General features: G+C 39.0%; 19 protein-coding genes and 1 pseudogene. 4 read left to right on the top strand and 16 right to left on the bottom strand.

Annotated features, from left to right (window positions below):
* Window positions 1-80: 80 nt before the first annotated feature.
* From ACY2A0_RS12845 to ACY2A0_RS12830, 4 genes and pseudogenes are all read left to right on the top strand, one after another.
* Window positions 81-196, top strand: a pseudogene (locus ACY2A0_RS12845) (GxxExxY protein); the annotation flags it as partial.
* Window positions 190-369, top strand: coding sequence for a GxxExxY protein (locus ACY2A0_RS12840; RefSeq protein WP_461791060.1), 180 nt, complete (start codon window positions 190-192; stop codon window positions 367-369). The pseudogene ACY2A0_RS12845 and the gene ACY2A0_RS12840, both read left to right, overlap by 7 nt.
* A 79-nt stretch (window positions 370-448) precedes the next feature.
* Window positions 449-1327: a 4-hydroxy-tetrahydrodipicolinate synthase gene (dapA, locus tag ACY2A0_RS12835; protein ID WP_461789921.1), complete on the top strand. Its 879-nt coding sequence runs from the start codon at window positions 449-451 to the stop codon at window positions 1325-1327.
* 237 nt (window positions 1328-1564) lie between these two features.
* Entirely contained in the window at window positions 1565-1837 is a 273-nt protein-coding gene (locus tag ACY2A0_RS12830; RefSeq protein ID WP_461789920.1) for a hypothetical protein, read from the top strand.
* A gap of 62 nt (window positions 1838-1899) precedes the next feature.
* Here the strand turns inward: ACY2A0_RS12830 and ACY2A0_RS12825 are convergent, their stop codons facing one another.
* From ACY2A0_RS12825 to mraZ, 16 genes are all read right to left on the bottom strand, one after another.
* Complete coding sequence (locus ACY2A0_RS12825) at window positions 1900-2076, bottom strand: histone H1 (RefSeq protein WP_113637836.1); 177 nt, start codon at window positions 2074-2076, stop codon at window positions 1900-1902.
* A 214-nt stretch (window positions 2077-2290) separates the two neighbouring features.
* The gene (locus ACY2A0_RS12820; RefSeq protein WP_461789919.1) at window positions 2291-3535 is read right to left on the bottom strand and encodes an aminotransferase class I/II-fold pyridoxal phosphate-dependent enzyme; all 1245 of its coding nucleotides are present in this window, start codon (window positions 3533-3535) and stop codon (window positions 2291-2293) included.
* A 153-nt stretch (window positions 3536-3688) separates the two neighbouring features.
* Entirely contained in the window at window positions 3689-5374 is a 1686-nt protein-coding gene (gene ftsZ / locus ACY2A0_RS12815) for a cell division protein FtsZ (protein ID WP_461789918.1), read from the bottom strand.
* A 132-nt stretch (window positions 5375-5506) separates the two neighbouring features.
* Window positions 5507-6859 (bottom strand): cell division protein FtsA, encoded by a 1353-nt coding sequence (gene ftsA, locus ACY2A0_RS12810; protein WP_461789917.1) that lies wholly within the window; start codon window positions 6857-6859, stop codon window positions 5507-5509.
* 30 nt (window positions 6860-6889) lie between these two features.
* Window positions 6890-7999, bottom strand: coding sequence for a cell division protein FtsQ/DivIB (locus ACY2A0_RS12805; RefSeq protein ID WP_461789916.1), 1110 nt, complete (start codon window positions 7997-7999; stop codon window positions 6890-6892).
* Complete coding sequence (murC, locus tag ACY2A0_RS12800) at window positions 7992-9344, bottom strand: UDP-N-acetylmuramate--L-alanine ligase (RefSeq protein WP_461789915.1); 1353 nt, start codon at window positions 9342-9344, stop codon at window positions 7992-7994. The genes ACY2A0_RS12805 and murC overlap by 8 nt, the downstream gene beginning before the upstream one ends.
* Before the next feature lie 113 nt (window positions 9345-9457).
* The gene (murG, locus tag ACY2A0_RS12795) at window positions 9458-10561 is read right to left on the bottom strand and encodes an undecaprenyldiphospho-muramoylpentapeptide beta-N-acetylglucosaminyltransferase (RefSeq protein WP_461789914.1); all 1104 of its coding nucleotides are present in this window, start codon (window positions 10559-10561) and stop codon (window positions 9458-9460) included.
* A gap of 43 nt (window positions 10562-10604) precedes the next feature.
* The gene (locus tag ACY2A0_RS12790; protein ID WP_461789913.1) at window positions 10605-10973 is read right to left on the bottom strand and encodes a four helix bundle protein; all 369 of its coding nucleotides are present in this window, start codon (window positions 10971-10973) and stop codon (window positions 10605-10607) included.
* 43 nt (window positions 10974-11016) lie between these two features.
* Window positions 11017-12198 carry an FtsW/RodA/SpoVE family cell cycle protein gene (locus ACY2A0_RS12785; RefSeq protein WP_461789912.1) on the bottom strand — a complete coding sequence of 394 codons (1182 nt, stop codon included), beginning with the start codon at window positions 12196-12198 and terminating at the stop codon, window positions 11017-11019.
* Window positions 12199-12279: 81 nt separating this feature from the next.
* Complete coding sequence (gene murD, locus ACY2A0_RS12780; protein WP_461791755.1) at window positions 12280-13608, bottom strand: UDP-N-acetylmuramoyl-L-alanine--D-glutamate ligase; 1329 nt, start codon at window positions 13606-13608, stop codon at window positions 12280-12282.
* 165 nt (window positions 13609-13773) lie between these two features.
* Window positions 13774-15036 (bottom strand): phospho-N-acetylmuramoyl-pentapeptide-transferase, encoded by a 1263-nt coding sequence (gene mraY / locus ACY2A0_RS12775; protein ID WP_461789910.1) that lies wholly within the window; start codon window positions 15034-15036, stop codon window positions 13774-13776.
* Entirely contained in the window at window positions 15036-16493 is a 1458-nt protein-coding gene (locus tag ACY2A0_RS12770; protein ID WP_461789909.1) for a UDP-N-acetylmuramoyl-L-alanyl-D-glutamate--2,6-diaminopimelate ligase, read from the bottom strand. The genes mraY and ACY2A0_RS12770 overlap by 1 nt, the downstream gene beginning before the upstream one ends.
* A 99-nt stretch (window positions 16494-16592) precedes the next feature.
* Entirely contained in the window at window positions 16593-18698 is a 2106-nt protein-coding gene (locus tag ACY2A0_RS12765) for a penicillin-binding protein (protein WP_461789908.1), read from the bottom strand.
* The gene (locus ACY2A0_RS12760; protein WP_461789907.1) at window positions 18695-19120 is read right to left on the bottom strand and encodes an FtsL-like putative cell division protein; all 426 of its coding nucleotides are present in this window, start codon (window positions 19118-19120) and stop codon (window positions 18695-18697) included. The genes ACY2A0_RS12765 and ACY2A0_RS12760 overlap by 4 nt, the downstream gene beginning before the upstream one ends.
* Complete coding sequence (rsmH, locus tag ACY2A0_RS12755; protein WP_461789906.1) at window positions 19117-20022, bottom strand: 16S rRNA (cytosine(1402)-N(4))-methyltransferase RsmH; 906 nt, start codon at window positions 20020-20022, stop codon at window positions 19117-19119. The genes ACY2A0_RS12760 and rsmH overlap by 4 nt, the downstream gene beginning before the upstream one ends.
* Window positions 20012-20479, bottom strand: a complete 468-nt coding sequence (mraZ, locus tag ACY2A0_RS12750; protein ID WP_461789905.1) for a division/cell wall cluster transcriptional repressor MraZ — start codon at window positions 20477-20479, stop codon at window positions 20012-20014. Before mraZ ends, rsmH begins: the two co-directional genes overlap by 11 nt.
* Window positions 20480-20506: the final 27 nt, after the last annotated feature.

The raw sequence follows: 20506 nt of genomic DNA, 5'->3' as shown, positions 1-20506 counted from the left end.
ATAGCTAAATTAATTGACAAGCTGCATACAATGTCCATGTACAACTTGGACCAGGTTTATTAGAATCTGCATATGAAGCCTGTTTAGTTTTTGAGCTAGCGACTTTGGATTAAAAGTCTCTTCGCAAGTAAGTCTACCTCTAAATTACAGGGGTATCCAAATTGATTGTGGGTATAGGATTGATATTATATTATAGTAGAGGACAAAGTTATTATTAAGATAAAGTCAGTAAGTGAGCTTAGTAATGTTCACTTGGCTCAAACATTGACATACTTAAAACTTGGCAGTTATAAACTAGGCTTGCTAATCAACTTTAATGTTGCTAGAGTAAAAGATGGAATAAAGAGAGTTATAAATGGCAATTTATAATTACAAGTAAAGCGAATTAAATAAAAAACACCTTCGCGTCCTTTGTGACTTGGCGGTAAAAAATAAATAATAAAAAATAATGAACAAATTTCACGGAACAGGTGTAGCATTGGTCACACCTTTCAACACTGATGGCTCAGTAGATTATCAAGGCCTAAAAAACCTGATCAATCACTTGGTTGATGGAGGTGTAGAGTACCTCGTATCTTTAGGGACAACTGGCGAAACTGCCACATTAAGCAAGGATGAGAAGAAGAAGGTGTGGGAGTTTACCGCTGAAATTAACAATGGCCGTTTACCTTTGGTGGCTGGAATTGGTGGCAATGATACTTTAAGTGTAGCTGAAGAAATTAAAACGTTCGAAGGCAATGCATACAGCGCAATCTTATCGGTTAGTCCGTATTACAACAAACCCAATCAAGAGGGAGTTTATCAGCATTACAAATATTTAAGTGAGATAAGCCCACTGCCTATTTTATTATACAACGTTCCAGGTAGAACTGGAATCAGTATGACACCAGAAACCACTTGCAGGCTAGCCCACGACTTCAAAAATTTAATCGGAATTAAAGATGCTGCAGCCTCTTTTGATCAGTTTAATCAGATCATGAGGGATAAACCCGCAGATTTCATGTTGATTTCCGGCGATGACCCGGTAGCATTACCTATGATGTCAATTGGAGCTGTAGGAATTATCTCGGTTATTGGAAATGCCTTGCCTAAACAATTCTCCGACATGATTAGATTTTGCTTAAACGGCGAATTTGCTAAAGCCGCTCCCGCACACTTAAGTATGATCGAGTTTACGAGACTATGCTTTGCTGAAGGCAATCCAGTAGGTGTAAAAGCAGCTTTAAAGCAACTTGGTATTTGTGGCGATGATGTGCGTTTACCATTAGTTAAAGCAAGTGATGATCTTAATAAAGCTATTGCTGCGCAACTGAAGCAACTAGCATAACTGAGCTAAAAAACATACTTATGGCCCCGATTGAATCTCAGTCGGGGCTTTTTTATGGAGTACTTCTTCGCTATACTAAATCAGCCCATAGCTTTCCGAGTTGACCTACAAGCAAAAGATCATTGTAATTCTCAACTTTGGTAAAACACATTATAATGTTACACGGTTTGTCACCTAAATGTAAGCCAAAGGCATAAGATTTGCTTATATTGGTATACACACAAAAAAAATACACAAATGAAAAAATTACTATTTATCCTTATTGTGCTAGGCACGATGAGCTGTAACATTACGCAACTCTACGAACCAAAATTTACAGTTGGTATGGAAGAGACTGAATTTAAAAATGCCAACAGAAATGCTACGAAAGTATATGGCGACGATAAGGGCGTGGTGATATACAGAACTTACAACAGAATAACTGAAGGTTATAAATTCTTCATGTTTGAAAAGCAAAAACTTGTCAAATTTCAAGAAGGCGCCTATCGTGATGACTATAGATATTTATAAAATCGTTAAACTAAAAAAGCACCTTGGTCAGAGGTGCTTTTTTGTTCACATTGCGTTTTTAATTAAGCTTTGTTTTTAGTCTCTTGTACTTCTAAACGGATGCTTTGAGCCAAGTTTTTCAAGTCTTGCATACCTTTGCGTACACGAGTTCCAGCAGCGCTGTTAGATTTGTTGTAAAATTTGTCCACATCAGCTTCCAAAGCTGCTACTAGTGCTTTTACTTCAGCAAATTTTTTCATTTTTTAAATACTCCTATTAGTTTTTAAGGTTTTGATTAATACTCTGTTACTAATGTAAGAGGTTTATTTTAATAAAAAAATTTTTGTAGAAATAAAAAATACTGTTTTATGCGTTTTTTTTCCACAAAAGTTGCATTTATAAACAGCAAAATACTGAAAATCAAAACTTAACAAAAAGTCCCGATATTTCTATCGGGACTTTACTATGTTTTTATTACTCAGCTGAAGAAAACTTATTTTGCTGATAATAACCACTTTGCAATTTTTCAGCAACTTCACTGAAGGCGTCCAAAGTGCGCTGAACATCATCTAAAGTGTGTACTGCAGTAGGAATTAATCGCAGTTCAATATGTCCTTTAGGGATAACCGGATACACTACAATTGAACAGAAAATCCCATAATTTTCTCGAAGATCGCGAGTTAAAGCAGTTGCTTCTAGCAATTCTCCCTTCAAAAACACTGGAGTTACCACTGTATCAGTAACGCCAATATCAAATCCTCTTTCACGTAAGCCATTTTGTAATGCTAGTGCCACTGTCCAAAGTTTCTCACGTAATTCTGGATTATTCTTCAATAACTCCAAGCGCTTTATCAATCCAATCACCATCGGCATAGGCAAGGCCTTCGCGAAAGTTTGTGAACGCATATTATATCTAAAGTAATCGGTAAGTTGTTTTGTAGATGCTACAAATGCACCAATACCTGCCATTGATTTAGCGAAAGTAGCGAAGTATACATCAACCCCATCAATGCAATTTTGCGCTTCATGTGTACCAGCGCCGGTTGGGCCCATTGTACCAAAACCATGTGCATCATCAATTAACAAACGGAAATCGAACTCCTTCTTTAAATCGATCAGTTCTTTAAGTTTACCTTGCGCCCCCGACATTCCAAAAACGCCTTCGGTAATCAATAAAATTCCTCCTCCGGTTTGCTCAGCCAATTTTGTTGCTCTTTGCAGTTGTTTGCGGGCATCTTCTACACTGTTATGTTTATACACAAAACGCTTGCCCATATGTAAGCGCAAACCGTCTAATATACAAGCATGCGACTCTCCATCATAAACTACCACATCGTTTCTATCGAGTAATGCATCAATAATAGATACCATACCTTGATAGCCGAAATTCAATAAAAAAGCATCTTCTTTACCTACAAAGCTTGCTAGGTCTTGCTCTAATTGCTCGTGATATTTAGAGTTTCCTGACATCATTCTGGCACCCATAGGGTAAGCCATACCAAACTCAGCAGCACCTTGCTCATCCGCTTTTCTAACTTCTGGATGATTAGCTAGGCCCAAATAGTTATTTAAGCTCCAAACTAAATGTTCCTTACCATTAAAATTCATGTGAGGCGCTATCTCTCCCTCTAATTTTGGAAAAGAAAAATAACCATGAGCCCAGCTTTGGTGTTGACCAATTGGCCCCATGCGTTTTGCTACTTTATCAAAAATATCCAATGTTTTTATTGTTATATGTAAGTGTTATTGTAATGTTAATTCGGCAAATTTACGGTTAAAATCGCTATTTGGCAACTCATTAGGCATGTTACCATACAGAAAAAGCCTTGACAACACGTATTGCCAAGGCTTTAACATTATTTAACTTTTTTATTAATCCACATTATCGTGTAAAAAAGAGTTATTAGGTCTAATTCCAGTTTCTCCATCTTCATCATTAGTTAATGTAAATCTAGAAACTTGAGACTCTGATGAATGCTGAATTTGTTGCAGTTGCATTTGTTTACGCTGATAAGCAGGTACATTTTCTAATTCTTGCAACCCGTTTGTAGTCCTTAACTTCATGCTTAAGTCCTTCAATCTCAAAATTCTCTCCTTAGATTTTCTCAACTGCTCTTCAATTGATTCGTCAGTTTTATCCTGATCAGCACCGAAAGACTCAACAGGAGTTGGAGCAGGCATTTGTACCGCTGGCTTTTGTTCTACCACATCTTCCTGAACCGTTGCTATTGGCGTTTCGAAAACAAACTCTGTTTCAGCTACTTTAACCTCAAATTCAAATGCTGGTTCTTCAGCTTGCTTAGGTTCTTCTTGAACAGGCGTTTCCTCCACTAACTGATGGAAAACCATACCATTGTCCTCTTTAGCTGGCGTAGGTGCCGCTACCACAGGAGCAGGCTTTGCGATATTGAACAAGTCACCAAATAAATCTGGCTGTTTTGTTTCTTCTGGTTGTACCTTTAATACAGGCTCGTTACTTACCGGTGTTTCTTTTGGCGTGATGAAAGAATTTACTGGCTCAACTGGTTTTACCAACGGCGCTTCTTCAGGAGTTAATAAAGAGATCTTTTTAACGTTCTGTTTATCTTTTTCACGTTGCTCAGTAGTTTGGAAACCTGTAGCGATGATCGTCACCGAAATCTTATCATCTAAGTTTTCGTCAATGCAATTACCCCAAATTAAATCTGCACTTAAGCCAGCCTTATCTTGAATGTAATCGGTAATGATAGAAACCTCATCCATGGTCACCTCTTTTACACCAGAGCTGATGTTTAACAAGATATACCTTGCACCTTCAATTTCGTTATCCTTCAATAATGGAGATGCTAACGCACCTTCTACGGCTGCAAGAGCACGGTTATCACCATCAGCAGCAAAGCTACCCATGATACAAACACCACTTTCCCTCATTACCGTTTTCACATCTTTGAAATCGACGTTGATATAACCTGGAACTGTGATGATCTCTGCAATACCTTTAGCGGCCGTTGTTAAAATATCATCTGCTTGTGCAAAAGCCGAACCCAAAGTTAAGTTTCCGAAGATTTCACGTAGTCTATCATTAGAAATTACCAGATAAGAATCTACGTATTTTTTAAGCTCTTCTAAACCATCATCAGCTTGCATTTTACGTCTTTTACCTTCAAACGAGAAAGGCGTAGTAATGATAGCTACGGTTAATATATCTAGCTCTTTTGCAGCTTTAGCAATAATTGGACTTGCACCTGTACCAGTACCACCTCCCATACCTGCGGTAATGAAAAGCATTTTGGTAGTGCTGCCCAACATGGTTTTAATATCTTCAATATTTTCGATAGCGGAATTTTTACCCACTTCAGGAATAGAACCAGCGCCCATACCTTCGGTTAAGCTAGCGCCCAACTGTACCTTGTTAGGAATTGGACTCGACTCCAACGCTTGTGCATCAGTATTACAAATGATAAAGTCTACACCAGTAATTCCTTGACGGTACATGTGGTTTACCGCATTACCTCCACCGCCTCCAACACCAATTACCTTGATGATTGAAGATTTATCTTTTAACATTTCGAACTTCATATCGTTATGAATCAGTAGTTTAAAATTTCAATTTATGCTGTTCATTCCTTTTGTAATATTAACACTTTTTTAACAGTCGTTTTCCACAAGTGTTAAGAATGTGGAAAATTCCCAAAATGTGGATAAATATTACTATCTAATGTAATCTTCGTCGCTAACGTTCATATCATCTTTGATAAACTCACTAGCTTTTCCTAGTAATTTATCGAATAAACCGATTCTCTTTGCTTTCTCTTTTACCTCTTTCGGTTTTTCAACAAATACTCCAGGCTGCTTCATTTCCTCTAACATTTCTTCAGCCTTTTGAATACCTTTTATTAGCAACCCTACCGAAGTAGCATACATTGGGCTTTTCAAATCGTCGTAAATGTTTTTAGGCATTTCTTCGTATTTAGACAAATGTTCGTTAGGATATCCAACGCGGCAATCTAAACCAGTTACATATTCCACCATTTGGCTAAGGTGTTTCAACAAAGCACCACCTCCGGTAATAACTACACCACCAATTAAGCGTTTCTCGTAGCCTGATGATTTAATTTCGTAATACACATGCTCCATGATCTCTTCCATACGGGCGTGGATGATATAGGCAAGATTTTTTACTGAAATTTCTTTAGGCTCACGACCACGTAATCCTGGTACACAGATAATCTCATTTTCTTTATTCTCTTCAGGCAGGGCTGACCCGAAGCGAGTTTTTAACAATTCAGCTTGGTTGCGCATAACCGAACAACCTTCTCTGATATCCTCCGTTACGCTGTTACCTCCAAAAGGAATTACTGCGGTATGACGGATGATACCTTCGTGGAAAATAGCTACATCGGTTGTACCACCACCAATGTCAACTAAACATACACCCGCTTCTTTTTCCTCTTCGCTCAACACCGATTCAGAAGAAGCTAATGGTTCCAAGATTAACTCTTGCGTTTGTAAGCTTGCGTTTGTAACACAGCGCATGATATTTTTAACAGCAGTTACCTGGCCAGAGATGATGTGGAAGTTAGCTTCCAAACGTACGCCCGCCATACCTACCGGATCTTTGATACCTGGTTCGTTGTCAATAGTGAATTCCTGTGGCAAAACATGAATAATTTCTTCGCCTGGAGGCATCACCAATTTGAACATATCATCAATTAACTTGTCGATATCTTTCTTACTGATTTCGTTATTTAATTCTCTGCGGGTTAAAATACCGCGGTGCTGCAAACTTTTGATATGCTGCCCAGCAATACCTACGTTTACAACGCGTATCTCAACATTTGATTGTGCGCTAGCAATTTCAACTGCTGCGTTAATACCCTGCACAGTTTTCTGAATATTGGAAACCACACCGCGAGTTACACCCGCTGATTCGGCTTTGCCAATACCTAAAACTTCTATTTTACCATGATTTGTTCTGCGGCCCACAATTACGCAGATCTTGGTAGTACCAATGTCTAAACCTACTACGATTGGTGATTGAATGGTAGTTTTTTCTTTGCCCATAACCATTTTTATTTATTGTTGAGTTTGATATTATCTGTTCGTTTTCTTGTTGTCTTTTTCTTTGGAGCTTGTTTTTTGCTCCGTTTTCGGCTTCGTTGCTACCTCTTTATCTTTTTCCTTCTTTGCATCTGTTTTCTTAGCGTCAACAGTAGTTGTTATTTTTGCCTTTTCTACTTTTTTCGTTTCTGCCTTTACTGGTGCAGCTTCGGTTGTCTTTACACTTTTAGTTTCATTAGTCGGCTGCGTTTGAGTGGCTTTATTGATTTCGCTCTGTATTGCAGCTTTCACTTCTGCATCAATCGTTTGTCGCTGTTGCACTATAGAATCAGGTACAATTAATTTTTCTATCTTCTTTATCGCAAGCGAATCTCTTTTTTCACAAACAATCTGATTGATGTATTTCAGATTGATAGATCGATAAGCATTCCAACCAACCTTAGGCATTGCCTGCTTGTAAAAAGCAAGCAGATTTTCCATCTTAATAGCTATATCCTTAGCGTTGCCCAAAATGATCCGTTGACTGCCAACCCTCGGCACCATTTCGATATCGTTTTTTTCATTTACATACAACTGCTCAATCTGCGCATCCCAAAGTGTATCCTTTTTCACAAACACCGCTGTTCTATACAGATCTTTGGCTATACCTGTCATTAGGGTATCCACCTTTCCGTTGAAACCTTCTAGGATGTTGCCCGAAGCCACCAGAACATTAGCAGTAAAGTTTGGCGAAACAGGCATTTTCAGACCATCTCTGTCCACATAATAATCTTGACCACCGGCATTTAAAATCCTTAAAACAGGTTGGCGCTGTTTCACCTCAATAAAAACAGTACCGTTCATATCGGCGTAAACTTTCACAAAACCGATGTAAGGATTTGCGGCAATGCTCTTTTCGATATCATGTAGGTTGATACCTTCTAAATTTCTTCCAATCAGATCGCCTTGATTTTGTTTTAGGATAGCATCTATTTCCTCTATTTCAATAAAATTGTCCGCTCCAGGAATCAATATTTCAATTTTAGCACACTTAACAGTATGCTTTTTAACACCAATGAAACTCATCAACACCACCACGCCCGCCAAGCAGGTTAGCCAAGCGAAAACTTTAAAAATTGCTTTCCAGTTAATTCTCTTAAGCATGGTTTAAAGTGTTTTTTAACGGTTCAATTAAGGTGTCAATATCTCCAGCGCCAACTGTTACCAATAGCTCTGGGTTTTTATTTTTTATCAATTCAACAGCTGATTCCTTTGCACACAGCTGTTTATTTTCATTTGTGATTTTATTCAAAAGCATTTGAGAATCAACCCCATCTAAAGGCAGTTCTCTTGCTGGATAAATATCTAACAACACGATGTCATCGGCACTGCTTAATACGCTTGCAAAATCTTCAGCGAAGTCGCGAGTGCGAGTGAACAAATGCGGCTGAAAAATTACTGTCAGTTTTTTTTCAGGGTACAACTGCCTTACTGCATCAAAACAAGCCTTTAACTCCTCGGGATGATGTGCATAATCATCAATATAAATATGCTGATCATTCTTTACGATAGTTTCGAACCTACGTTTCACCCCTTTAAAGCTAGCCACCGCTTTTTTCACACTATTTGGGTGGATGCCCAAGCTCAATGCAACACCGATAGCTGCCGTAGCATTCTCCACGTTGTGCTTACCAGGCATTGCCAATTTTAAATCTTTTATGGTAGTGTAGCCATCCTCAAAATCGAAGACGAAACAACCATCTTGCACCCGGATGTTTTGAGCATTAATAGCAGCATCGCCGCTTGCGCTATACGTTATTCCTGTTATAGGCAGGCCATCCTTAATAAACAAACGACCTTCCGGTTTAAGTTGATCAGCAAATAAATTAAACGACTCATGCAAATGACTCTCATCTCCGTAAATATCTAAATGGTCTGCATCCATTGAGGTAATCACAGCAACATCTGGATGAAGGGTAAGAAACGAGCGGTCGTACTCGTCGGCCTCCACTACTACCACATTGTTTTTACTATAAAGCACGTTGCTTTGATAATTTGTGGTGATTCCACCCAAAAAGGCGGTGCAACCAAAACCGGTGTCGGTTAAAATATGTGCAACCATAGATGAGGTTGTTGTTTTACCATGCGTACCCGCTACAGCTACACAATACATGCCTTCGCTAATAATGCCAAGCACCTGCGAACGTTTCTTTAAATCAAACCCCTTGCTTTGGAAAAAATTAAGGATTTGTGCATCTTTCGGAATAGCAGGTGTGTAAACCACCAACGTATCATCGTATTTTTCTCTGAACGCTACCGGGATGGTATCTGCCTCATCTAAAAATGAAATTAAAATACCTTCTTGCTCCAACTGTGCAGTTAAAGCAGTACGAGTTTTGTCATAGCCACAAACTACGCAGCCACGTTTTGCAAAATAACGAGCAAGCGCACTCATGCCTATGCCCCCTATGCCTACAAAATAAACCCTATTGATATTTGATAATTCCATTTCTTTTAGATTTGAGATATGAGTATTGAGATTTGAGACTTTTCGTTACCTATATCTGCCGTTTTCTAGCTCATGCTTGACTTTTCGGTCAACAACTTTTTACTTTTTACTTTTTACTTAATTAATTTCAATACTTCTTTCGCAATTACTTCATCAGCGTTAGCAAAAGCCATTTTACCTATATTTTCACTCAACGTTGCTGATTTTTCTTTATCATTTAGCAGTTCTAATACTTGCGCCACCAAAGTATCTTCCGCTGCAGCATCTGCAATTAAAATAGCTGCATTTTCTTTCACCAATGCCAAGGCATTTTTAGTTTGGTGATCTTCCGCAACATTTGGCGAAGGCACCAAGATTACCGGTTTCTTGATAAGGCAAAGCTCTGCAATGGTACCAGCTCCGGCTCTCGATATAATTACATCTGAAGCTGCATAGGCTAAATCCATTTGGTTCAAAAACTCTAACACACGTACGTTAGGGTGGAAATTTTGACCTAACCGCTCTACGATTCCTTTGTAGTAGAACTTTCCTGTTTGCCAAATTACCTGCACATCTTGTGCGATGATTTCGCCGAGGTGTTTTTCTATCGCTTTATTCAAGGTTCCCGCACCCAAACTCCCGCCAGTAACCAAAATGGTTTTCTTCAATGGGTCAAGCTTTAAAAGCTCTGCACCAGCATGCCTACGTCCTTCGATGCTTACAATGTTTTTTCTTACCGGATTTCCAGTTTTCAAAATTCTATCCGCTGGAAAAAATGCTTCCATTCCATCAAATGCTACGCAAATTTTTGAAGCTTTCTTGCCTAACAATTTATTAGTAACACCGGCGTATGAATTTTGCTCTTGAATCAAGTAAGGTATGTTTTTTAGCGATGCGGCATAAAGCAAAGGGCCAGAAGCATAACCACCAACCCCAACAACAGCGTTAGGTTTAAAATCGGCAATTAATTTCATCGCTTTGCGCACACTTCCTATAACCTTAAATGGTAGCCCAAGGTTTTTAAAAATTGAACCTCGTTGAATACCACTGATATTTAGTCCCACAATTTGATATCCAGCCGCCGGAACTTTCTCCATTTCCATGCGACCTTCTGCCCCAACAAACAAAATCTCGCACTGTGGCGAAATTGCTTTTAAGGCATTAGCGATAGCAACGGCGGGGAAAATATGCCCGCCAGTGCCACCACCAGATATGATAATTTTTGGGAAATTATTCATGTTAATTTAATTGTAAATGATTTAATGAGTAAGTGAGTAAATACTATCGACTATCGCTCGTTGTTTTTCTAGCTTTAGTTAAGATAGCTACTATTTCACCCGCTTCTTTCATTAAATCCTTTATATCTTTTGTTACTATTCCTGATTCAATTAATATCTCTAACCAAAATTGCGTTTCATCAGCTTCCTCAATTGTAATACTTAATTTAGCAAAGAACTCAGCCTTAGACCTTGCTCTACATGCGGCTCTATAATTTGCTCCTACCGATGAAGAAGATCTCAAAAACTGCTTACCTAGAATTCTAGCCTCATCAGTTTTCGGCAATGATTGAAAAAGCCTTATCGAAGCGACGACAAATTCCTTAGTTCTCGATTTTAACGCCGTAACGAAATCAATTTTATTATTCTCCATCGTTATTCAATCATTTTCTCATTTCATCATTTTCTCATTTCTCTTACGCCATCGCTGGTATTTCTCCTACAATCACTTTATCCTCTTTTTTAACGCCACTGCTTTTCTCCTCCACATCGCGGCTTACGCTTAAAATAATGCCAAAGGCGATACTTGTAAAAATCATGGAGGTACCTCCCATACTTACCAACGGCAAAGGCACACCCGTAACTGGACCTAAACCTACTGCAACAGCCATGTTGGCAAAAGCTTGAATGGTTAAGCTAAAACTCAATCCGGCCGCCAACAACGCCCCAAAAGCCTTGGGACTTCGATTTACAATGAGCACACACCGATACAATAGGGTGAGGTACAAAATGATCACTACTAAACCGCCCACCGTTCCATATTCCTCAATAATAATGGCGAAAATAAAATCGGAATATGGATGCGGTAAGAAGTTTCGTTCGGTACTATTGCCCGGCCCCTTGCCTAATACGCCGCCTGTAGCCAATGCAATTTTTGAGTGATCAGATTGATATGTTTTATCAGAATGTTGTAACTCAGGATGTAAAAACGATTCGATACGAGACTTATAGGTTTCTTTCCTAGGACCTAAAAACACCACAAAAAGTAATAGCACTAAACCTCCAGCACAAACGGTAAGGATTTGTTTGATACTGATACGACCAATAATGAGCAGTAAGATACTAACGCCGAACAACATCAGTGCTGTCGATAAATTGGCTAATGCAATTAATATAAATACCACACAAACCGAACCCATAATTGGCAAGAAAGCTTTCTTCACATCCTTGATGTTCTCCTGTTTACGGGTTAACATCCTAGCTAAAAAAGTAATCAAAGCCAACTTAGCTAAGTCGGATGTTTGAAAGGTCAAGTTAATTACTGGAATTTTCACCCAACGTGATGCGTCATTAAGTGTTTGACCAAAGGCCAAAGTATAAAGCAATAACGGTATGGTAATGATCATCAAAATCTTCGAAATACCTGCGTAGTATTTATAATCCAGCAAGTGGGCGATATAAATCATTACTACCCCAAGTATTACGAAAATCACATGCTTAAACAAAAGGTACTTTTCAACTGAAATCCCTTTTTTATAAGCGATGGCTCCAGTGGCACTATACACCACCATAATCGAGATCATTGAAAGGAGCATGATGATGATCCAAATCCAACGATCGCCTTTGGTACGTTCAAGAAGTGCGTTGATGTTAAACATTTTCTTTTTTATTGATTTTTTCGTTGGTTACACAGATTCTGTGATTTCACCGATAACTTTTGACTTTAAACTTTTTACTTATTATAGTTCTTTCACTGCCGCTTTAAACTGATTGCCTCGGTCTTCATAATTTTTAAATAAATCAAAACTTGCGCAAGCTGGCGACAACAAAACTGTACTGCCTTTCTTTGCCAAATGGTAAGCTACTTGTACCGCTTCTTCTGCTGAGAAAGTATTCACGATTACTTCCACATCATCTTCAAAAGCTTCGTGAATACGCTTATTATCTTTACCCAAACAAATGATTGCTTTTACTTTACCTCGAACCAAATCCTTCAACATGGTGTAATCATTGCCTTTATCTACTCCACCCATAATTAAAACCACATCAGTATTTACACTTTCCAATGCGTACCAAGTAGAGTTAACGTTGGTCGCTTTTGAATCATTGATATAAGTTACATCATTGATTTTGGCTACAAATTCTAACCTATGGTCAATATTTTTGAAATTACCCATGCTTTCGCGGATAGTTTCATTGCGTAACTCCAGTACTTTCGCTACTATGCCTGAGGCCATTGAGTTATAGATGTTGTGCTTACCTTGTAAGGCTAGGTCTGAAATTGACATGGTTAGTTTGTTGTTTAAATTAATATTGATGTGGATGTTATCTTGTTCCAAATAGGCTCCTCTATCTATTTTTTGAAGGATAGAAAAGGGATATGTAGTAGCTTGGATATTAGCTGTGGTTAAAATCTTCTTGGTTTCTTCGTCGTCAGCACAGTAAATAAAACTATCAGCAGGGGTTTGATTTTGAGTGATCCTCAACTTAGAAGCTGCATAATTAGCAATATTGTAGTCGTACCTGTCCAAATGATCTGGAGTGATGTTAAGCAATACCGAGATATCAGCCTTAAACTCGTACATATCATCCAGCATAAAGCTTGAAATTTCCAACACGTACCAATCAAAATCTTGATCGGCTACTTGCGCTGCGAAACTATGACCTATGTTACCTGCTAATCCTACATTTAAACCTGCATTTTTAAGGATGTGGTAGGTTAGCATACTTGTGGTTGATTTACCATTTGAGCCGGTAATGCAAACCGTTTTAGCATTAGTATATCGTTTCGCAAATTCTATTTCTGAAATTACAGGCACACCTTTTTCAACCAGTGCTTTTACCATTGGCGCTTTTGAAGGAATACCTGGACTTTTCACTACTTCAGTAGCGTTCAATATCAAATCTGCAGTATGCTGGTTTTCTTCAAAAGGGATATTCATGCTTTGCAACTCAGCTTTATAGGCCGCAGCAATTGCTCCGAAATCGGAAACAAAAACATCGAAGCCCTGTTTTTGAGCAAGTTTTGCGGCACCAACGCCACTTTCACCAGCGCCCAAAATCACCATACGCTTAGCCGCAGCCGGGTTCGACTGTGTCTTTTCTTGCGATATGTCAGGATTCGAGTTCATTTTATCTTCTATTTTACTTCCTTTTAGCATTGTTAGTCTTCGAAAGCCTCAGACTGACAACTTTGCATTTTTACTTTTGACTTTCGACTTACTACTTTTTATCTATCTTAATTTCAGTGTTACAAAGGCAATTACCGCCAGTAAAATTCCAATGATCCAGAAGCGGGTAACAATTTTTGCTTCGTGATATCCTTTTTTCTGGTAATGGTGGTGCAAAGGCGACATTAGGAAGATTCTTCTTCCCTCACCGAAACGTTTTTTAGTGTATTTGAAATAAGTAACCTGCAAACTTACCGACAGCACTTCTACCAGAAACACGCCGCAGATAATTGGAATCAGCAATTCTTTTCTAATCATGATGGCAAAAACTGCGATGATTCCGCCAATAGTTAAACTACCCGTATCTCCCATAAAAATTTGAGCCGGATAAGAGTTGTACCATAAGAATCCGATACAAGCACCAACAAATGCCCCCGCAAAAATGATCAGCTCACCACTATTAGGGATGTACATGATATTCAGGTAATCCGCGATAACGGTGTTACCAGAAACATAGGCAAAAATACCTAACGTTATACCAATAATGGCCGAAGTACCTGTGGCCAAACCATCAATACCATCAGTAAGGTTAGCTCCATTTGATACCGCAGTAACAATAATGATCACGAAAGCGAGAAATACGATGAAAGCATATTTTTCGTAGCCTTCTCCTAAAAACTTCACCACTTTGGCGTAATCAAACTCGTTATTTTTATAAAATGGAATATTTGTTTTTGTCGACTTGATATCCTGTGTGTAATAATAGGTTTCGCCTTTTTTGCGCAATACCATTGGTGCTGAACTTTGCACTTTAGCGGTATCTACCTTAGCTGTTTCATCTACCGTTTGACGTACCACAATGTTGGGATGGAAATACATGGTTACACCCACAATTACTGCCAAGCCTACTTGCCCAACTACTTTAAATCTGCCAGCTAAACCTTCCTTATTTTTTCTAAATACTTTGATGTAATCATCCAAGAAACCAATTGCACCCATCCATAATGTTGTGATGATCATCAAAATCACATAAATATTGGTGATGTTGGCAAATAAGATGGTAGGAATCAAAATACCCATTAAAATCATGATACCACCCATTGTTGGTGTACCTTGTTTTTGCATTTGCCCCTCTAAACCCAAGTTTCTAACGGTTTCCCCAACCTGTTTCATCCGCAAGTAATCGATGATACGACGACCATAAACCGTAGTAATGATCAGCGACAAGATAATAGACAGCGACGAGCGAAAAGTAAGATATTGGAACAACCTTAATCCCGGGAAATCGTAGTGTTTATGTAGATATTCGAATAATAAATATAACATTAGCTGATTTGGTTTAGTTGTTCGTTAATAATTTCCTTATCGTCGAAATGATGTCTAACACCATTCACTTCCTGATATTTTTCGTGCCCTTTTCCTGCAATGAGGATGATATCTCCCGGTTTTGCTAAATGACAAGCAGTTTTAATCGCTTCCTTTCTATCTAAAATACTGATGGCTTTGCGCTGATTAGATGGAGAAACACCCATCTCCATATCTTTAATGATGGCTTGCGGATCTTCAGTGCGTGGATTATCCGAAGTTAAAATCACTTTGTCGCTCCAGTCGCATGCCACCTGAGCCATTACCGGACGTTTAGTTTTATCCCTATCGCCGCCGCAACCTATCACAGTAATTACTTGTTCGGTTCCTTTTCTGATATCAGCAATGGTGCTCAGCACATTTTGAACTGCATCAGGCGTATGTGCATAATCCACAATACCTACAATGCCAGTTTTAGAAACGATGTAATCGAACCTACCTTCCGCTCCGGAAAGTGCGCTAAGCGCAGTAAGCACTTTCATCTTATCTTGCTCTAACAAAACTGCAGTAGCATAAGCTGCAAGCAAGTTATATGCGTTAAACGAACCCACCATCTTGAAGTAGACATCGGTTTGGTCTATTTCCAAATGCAAACCGCTAAACCTATTTTCTATTACCTTAGCCTTAAAATCAGCCATTTGTTTTAGGCCATAGGTTTTCTTATGCGCTTTTGTATTTTGCAGCATTACCATACCGTTTTTATCATCGGTATTGGTTAAGGCAAAAGCCGATTTAGGCAGCATGTCAAAAAAGCCTTTTTTAGCTTTGATGTAATTATCGAAGGTTTTATGAAAATCTAAATGATCATGAGTGATGTTTGAAAAAACAGCACCTGCAAAAGTTAATCCAGCAATGCGATGTTGCGACACAGCATGCGAACTTACTTCCATGAAGCAATATTCACAGCCTTCACTTACCATTTCCCTTAACAACTGATTTAGTGCAATTGGATTTGGCGTGGTATGCGTAGCCGGAACTATTTTATCTTTGATTTGATTTTGTACCGTAGAAATCAAACCTGTACCATAATTGAGCTTACTAAATAACTGATAAAGCAATGTGGCAATAGTTGTTTTTCCGTTAGTTCCGGTAACGCCTACTAGCTTTAATTCTGTAGATGGATTACCGTAAAAATTGCAAGCCACTACCCCCAAAGCTTCCGAAGAATCTTCAACAACTACGTAAGTGACTTTGTCATTTAAAATCGATGGAAGCGTCTCACAAATAATTGCAGATGCACCCGCGTCTATGGTCTTGCCGATGAATTCATGACCATCAACAGCAGTGCCTTTAATTGCAAAAAACAATGTTCCGGCATTTACCGTACGCGAATCAAAAGTAAGCGCACCAATCTCCAACTGAGATACACCCACTACACTTTTAATTGAAACACCGTAAAGTAAATCTTGTAAATTCATATATCTAACAATGATTAATTGAATAAATGAGTAATTTTTAAGTCCCGACTTTCATCGTCCGATTTTCTCATTTGTTCATTTTTTCATTTAACATTCTATTTATTGCAACAGTATATCTACCATCAAACCTTTGCCAATTCTGCTTCCAGCTTGTATAGATTGGCTTACCACCTTGCCGCTACCTTTAACCCTGGCTTTAAGGCCTGCATTGCCCAACAAATACATCGCATCTTTCAATCCCATTCCATTTACATTAGGCATCACTCCTTTTACTGGATTACTTTCTTCATAAGCAACTCCATTATTAGTATCAATAGAATTGAAATAGTCGGATTTTGCAGCATAAAGTGCCTTAATACCAAATGCGTTGTACACCTTCTTAGTGGCTTTACTTTGGCCTGCCTTAGCCTCTGGAGCTATGGTATTACCAACAAATCGCTCCTCTACTTTATTATACATATTCACGTCGCTAGCGTAAATTCTGTCTGCCACTTCTCTAAATACCGGACCCGAAACCAGCGCTCCATAGTAAGCGCCTTTTGGATCATTAATTACCACAATCATGGAGTACTTAGGCTTATCGGCTGGGAAATACCCAACAAAAGAAGCCTGATATTGTCTTTTTGCCTTGTAACCCAAATTAGCATCTGCCACCTGCGCAGTACCAGTTTTACCGGCAATCTTATATAGAGGATTGTATACAATTTGCTTTCCACTACCATTGTTCACCACGCCTTCTAGCATAGCCTTTAATTTAGACAAGGTTACATCTGAACAAACTTTTTCGTTCATTACCTTAGCCTTAAATTGCTCAATTGGATTACCCAATCTTCTAATTTCCCGTACGAAGATTGGAGCGATCATTTTTCCATTATTAGCAATGGAATTGTAAAGCGTCAACATCTTCAATGGTGTTAACTGCATCTCATAACCGTAAGCCATCTGAGGCAGCGTCATATTTTTATTCCAACTTTTGAAAGTTTTTGGATTTTTAACTACTGGCTTAGCTTCTCCAGGTATCTGCAAACCAGTTAATTCATTTAAATGCCAGTTGTAAAGGTGGTCAGTAAACTGCATTGGGTTATCACGATAGTTGTTATTCACCAACTGTGCAATAGCCGAGTTTGACGACTGCTCAAAAGCCTTTTTCACAGTTACCACACCAATACTTCCATGCGAATCTTTAATAGTGTGACCACCTGGCAAACGATAGTTTTCGGTACCAATCAAGGTATTGGTGTCCACTTTTTTATCTTCCAATAATGCCATATAAGATGCCAACTTGAAAGTAGAACCTGGATCTTGGTTACCTGCAATGGCATAATTGAACTGCTCCTTATATACGCCTTCTTCTACTTTCGTGAAGTTAGCTACCGCTCTAATTTCACCTGTTTCAACTTCCATTACGATTACACAACCATGATGTGCCTGACTTTTAATCAGTTGTTTCTCCAGCGCACTTTGTGCTAAATCCTGAATATTTACATCGATAGTGGAGATGATATCGGCCCCGTCTTTAGGCGCCACTTCCGCATCGCTATTTACCGGAATCCAAACTCCACCACTGATACGCTGCATTAACCTTCTGCCTGTTTCTCCATTGATATAGTTACCGTAAGCACCCTCCAAGCCAACTCCGTTTTTTACATTTTCGTTTTTATAACCGATTGTACGTGCAGCTAAAGCTTTAAAAGGCAAAATCCTTCTGTTTTTTTGAATCGCCATTAAGCCGCCAGAATATTTACCCACATTATACAACGGAAACGTTCTGATAACTTTTAGATCCTGATAAGAAACCTTACGCTTAATCAATAAATAGCGAACACTATCTTGCCTAGCTGTGCGCAGGTAGCGAGAATAATCTTTAGCACTTTTATCTTTGAAAAAATCGGCCAGTTTCATCGCAAGCGAATCCACTTTAGAATTAAACAACTTATCATCCTGAATACCGCCAGCAAACATATCCATCCGCAACTCATATTCAGGCACCGAAGTAGCTAACAAACTGCCATCTACCGAATAGATATTGCCACGAGTGGCTTCTATTTCAAACTCCTTAGTCGATAAACTATCAGCCATGGCCACCCACTTATGACCTTGTCTAAATTGAACATCACATAACTTAGCAAATACGGCAAGCGCAAAAAGCACAATTAGCCCAAAAGCCAAGTACACTCTAAGTAATATGTTTGCTCTAATGTTCATTGTCTAACTTCTACTACTATTTTTTTTGGTGGTTCAATTAATTCTCTCAAACCCAACGTATCTACCTTTTTAGCCACCTCCGTCATTTTACTTTTAAACATCAGCTCCGCTTTTAAAGACTTATACTCCCAACTCAATTCTTTCACTTCTTTGCTTAAGCGGTCTATATCTCTAATTCGTTTCACTGCCATGTGACTGTTGGCGATATAAATCATCCCAATAACACATAAGAAAACTAAATAAGGCAACATATCTGTTGCTGCCTCCTTTGATACCGCTCCGTCAACAAACAGCTTTCTGAAAAACGCAGTAGCGCTACCTTCTTTGGCAGGCTCTCTTTTTTTCAGTTTAGGCTCTTCCAGCTCCTCAATCGGATCCTCATTAGCCAACTCCTCTTCTATTTTTTCCCTAAACCTGTTCACAGCCGCTCTCCTATTCTTAATTTCGCACTGCGAGATCTGCTATTACTAGCTAATTCTTCTGCACTTGCCACAATCGCTTTTCTGGTAATTGCGTTAAAAGGCTTCTGGTCATTTCCAAAAAAATCCTTCTCCACTTCGCCCTTAAATTTTCCTTTAGCTAAGAAGTTTTTTACCGGGCGATCTTCTAACGAATGATAAGCAATCACTACCAATCGGCCTCCAGGCTTCAACACCTCCGCAGTTTGTTCTAAAAAGCGCTCCAACACCTCAATTTCAGCGTTCACCTCGATACGCAGCGCTTGAAAAACCTGCGCCATATATTTATGCTCTTTACCACGCGGGATATGGGCGGCAATGATATTTTTAAAACCAGACAAAGTTTGGATAGGCTCATCCAATCTGGCTGTCACGATAGTTCTAGCTAATGATTTAGCATTTTGCACCTCACCATACAACCCGAATATCCTGTGCAAGCCCTCTTCCGTATAAGTGTTCAGTACTTTTGCAGCAGTAAGCTCACGCTGCTGATCCATACGCATATCCAAATCTGCATCAAAACGTGTAGAGAAACCTCTCTCTGGCTCGTTGAATTGATGAGAAGAAACACCCAAGTCAGCTAAAATTCCATCAACCTGCTTAAAACCTAATAAGCGAAGATTGTTTTTTAGATAGCTGAAGTTTTGATCCACGAAATGGAAACGAGGATCATCAATTTTATTTCTTTGCGCATCCGGATCCTGATCAAAAGCAATCAAAACTCCATCAGCACCCAAATGCTTTAAAATTTCTCTAGAGTGGCCACCGCCACCGAAAGTTACATCAACATAAACGCCGTTAGGTTTAATAGCCAAGCCATCAATACACTCTTGCAACAATACCGGCACATGGTAATTATTCTCCATCAGCACCTCCTTTCTTTCCACCCATCACTTCTTCAGCTAATGCAGCGAAGTTCTCAGGAACATCATCAAAAAGCCCATCGTAAACCTTTTTATCCCAAACCTCAATTTTATCCAACTGGCAAGCCAAAACTAAATCAGCCTCAATTCCCGCATACTCCACTAAAGTTTTTGGCAAAAGCACACGACCGGCAGCATCTAAAGTAAGCGGCATAGCGCCACGTTGGAAAGCCCTAACAAACTCACGGTTTTTACGCTCGAACATATTCAGCTTACTTAATTCAGCTACGGTCTCATCCCAAACTTTTTTAGGATAAATGACCAAATTCTTTTCAAAACCCCTATTCACAACCAACCCATCTCGCTCTACATCAAGCAATTGCTTCTTCAGCAAAACAGGCACCATCAAGCGCCCTTTCGCATCCAATTTACAATCAAATTCTCCGATGAGTTGGTTCATTATAGTAGCTACACTTCTTATGTAGTG

Source organism: Pedobacter sp., assembly GCF_965249885.1.
Classification (GTDB): domain Bacteria; phylum Bacteroidota; class Bacteroidia; order Sphingobacteriales; family Sphingobacteriaceae; genus Pedobacter.
The sequence above is the reverse complement of the archived record's forward strand: the minus strand, read 5'-3'. Positions and strand labels throughout refer to the sequence as shown.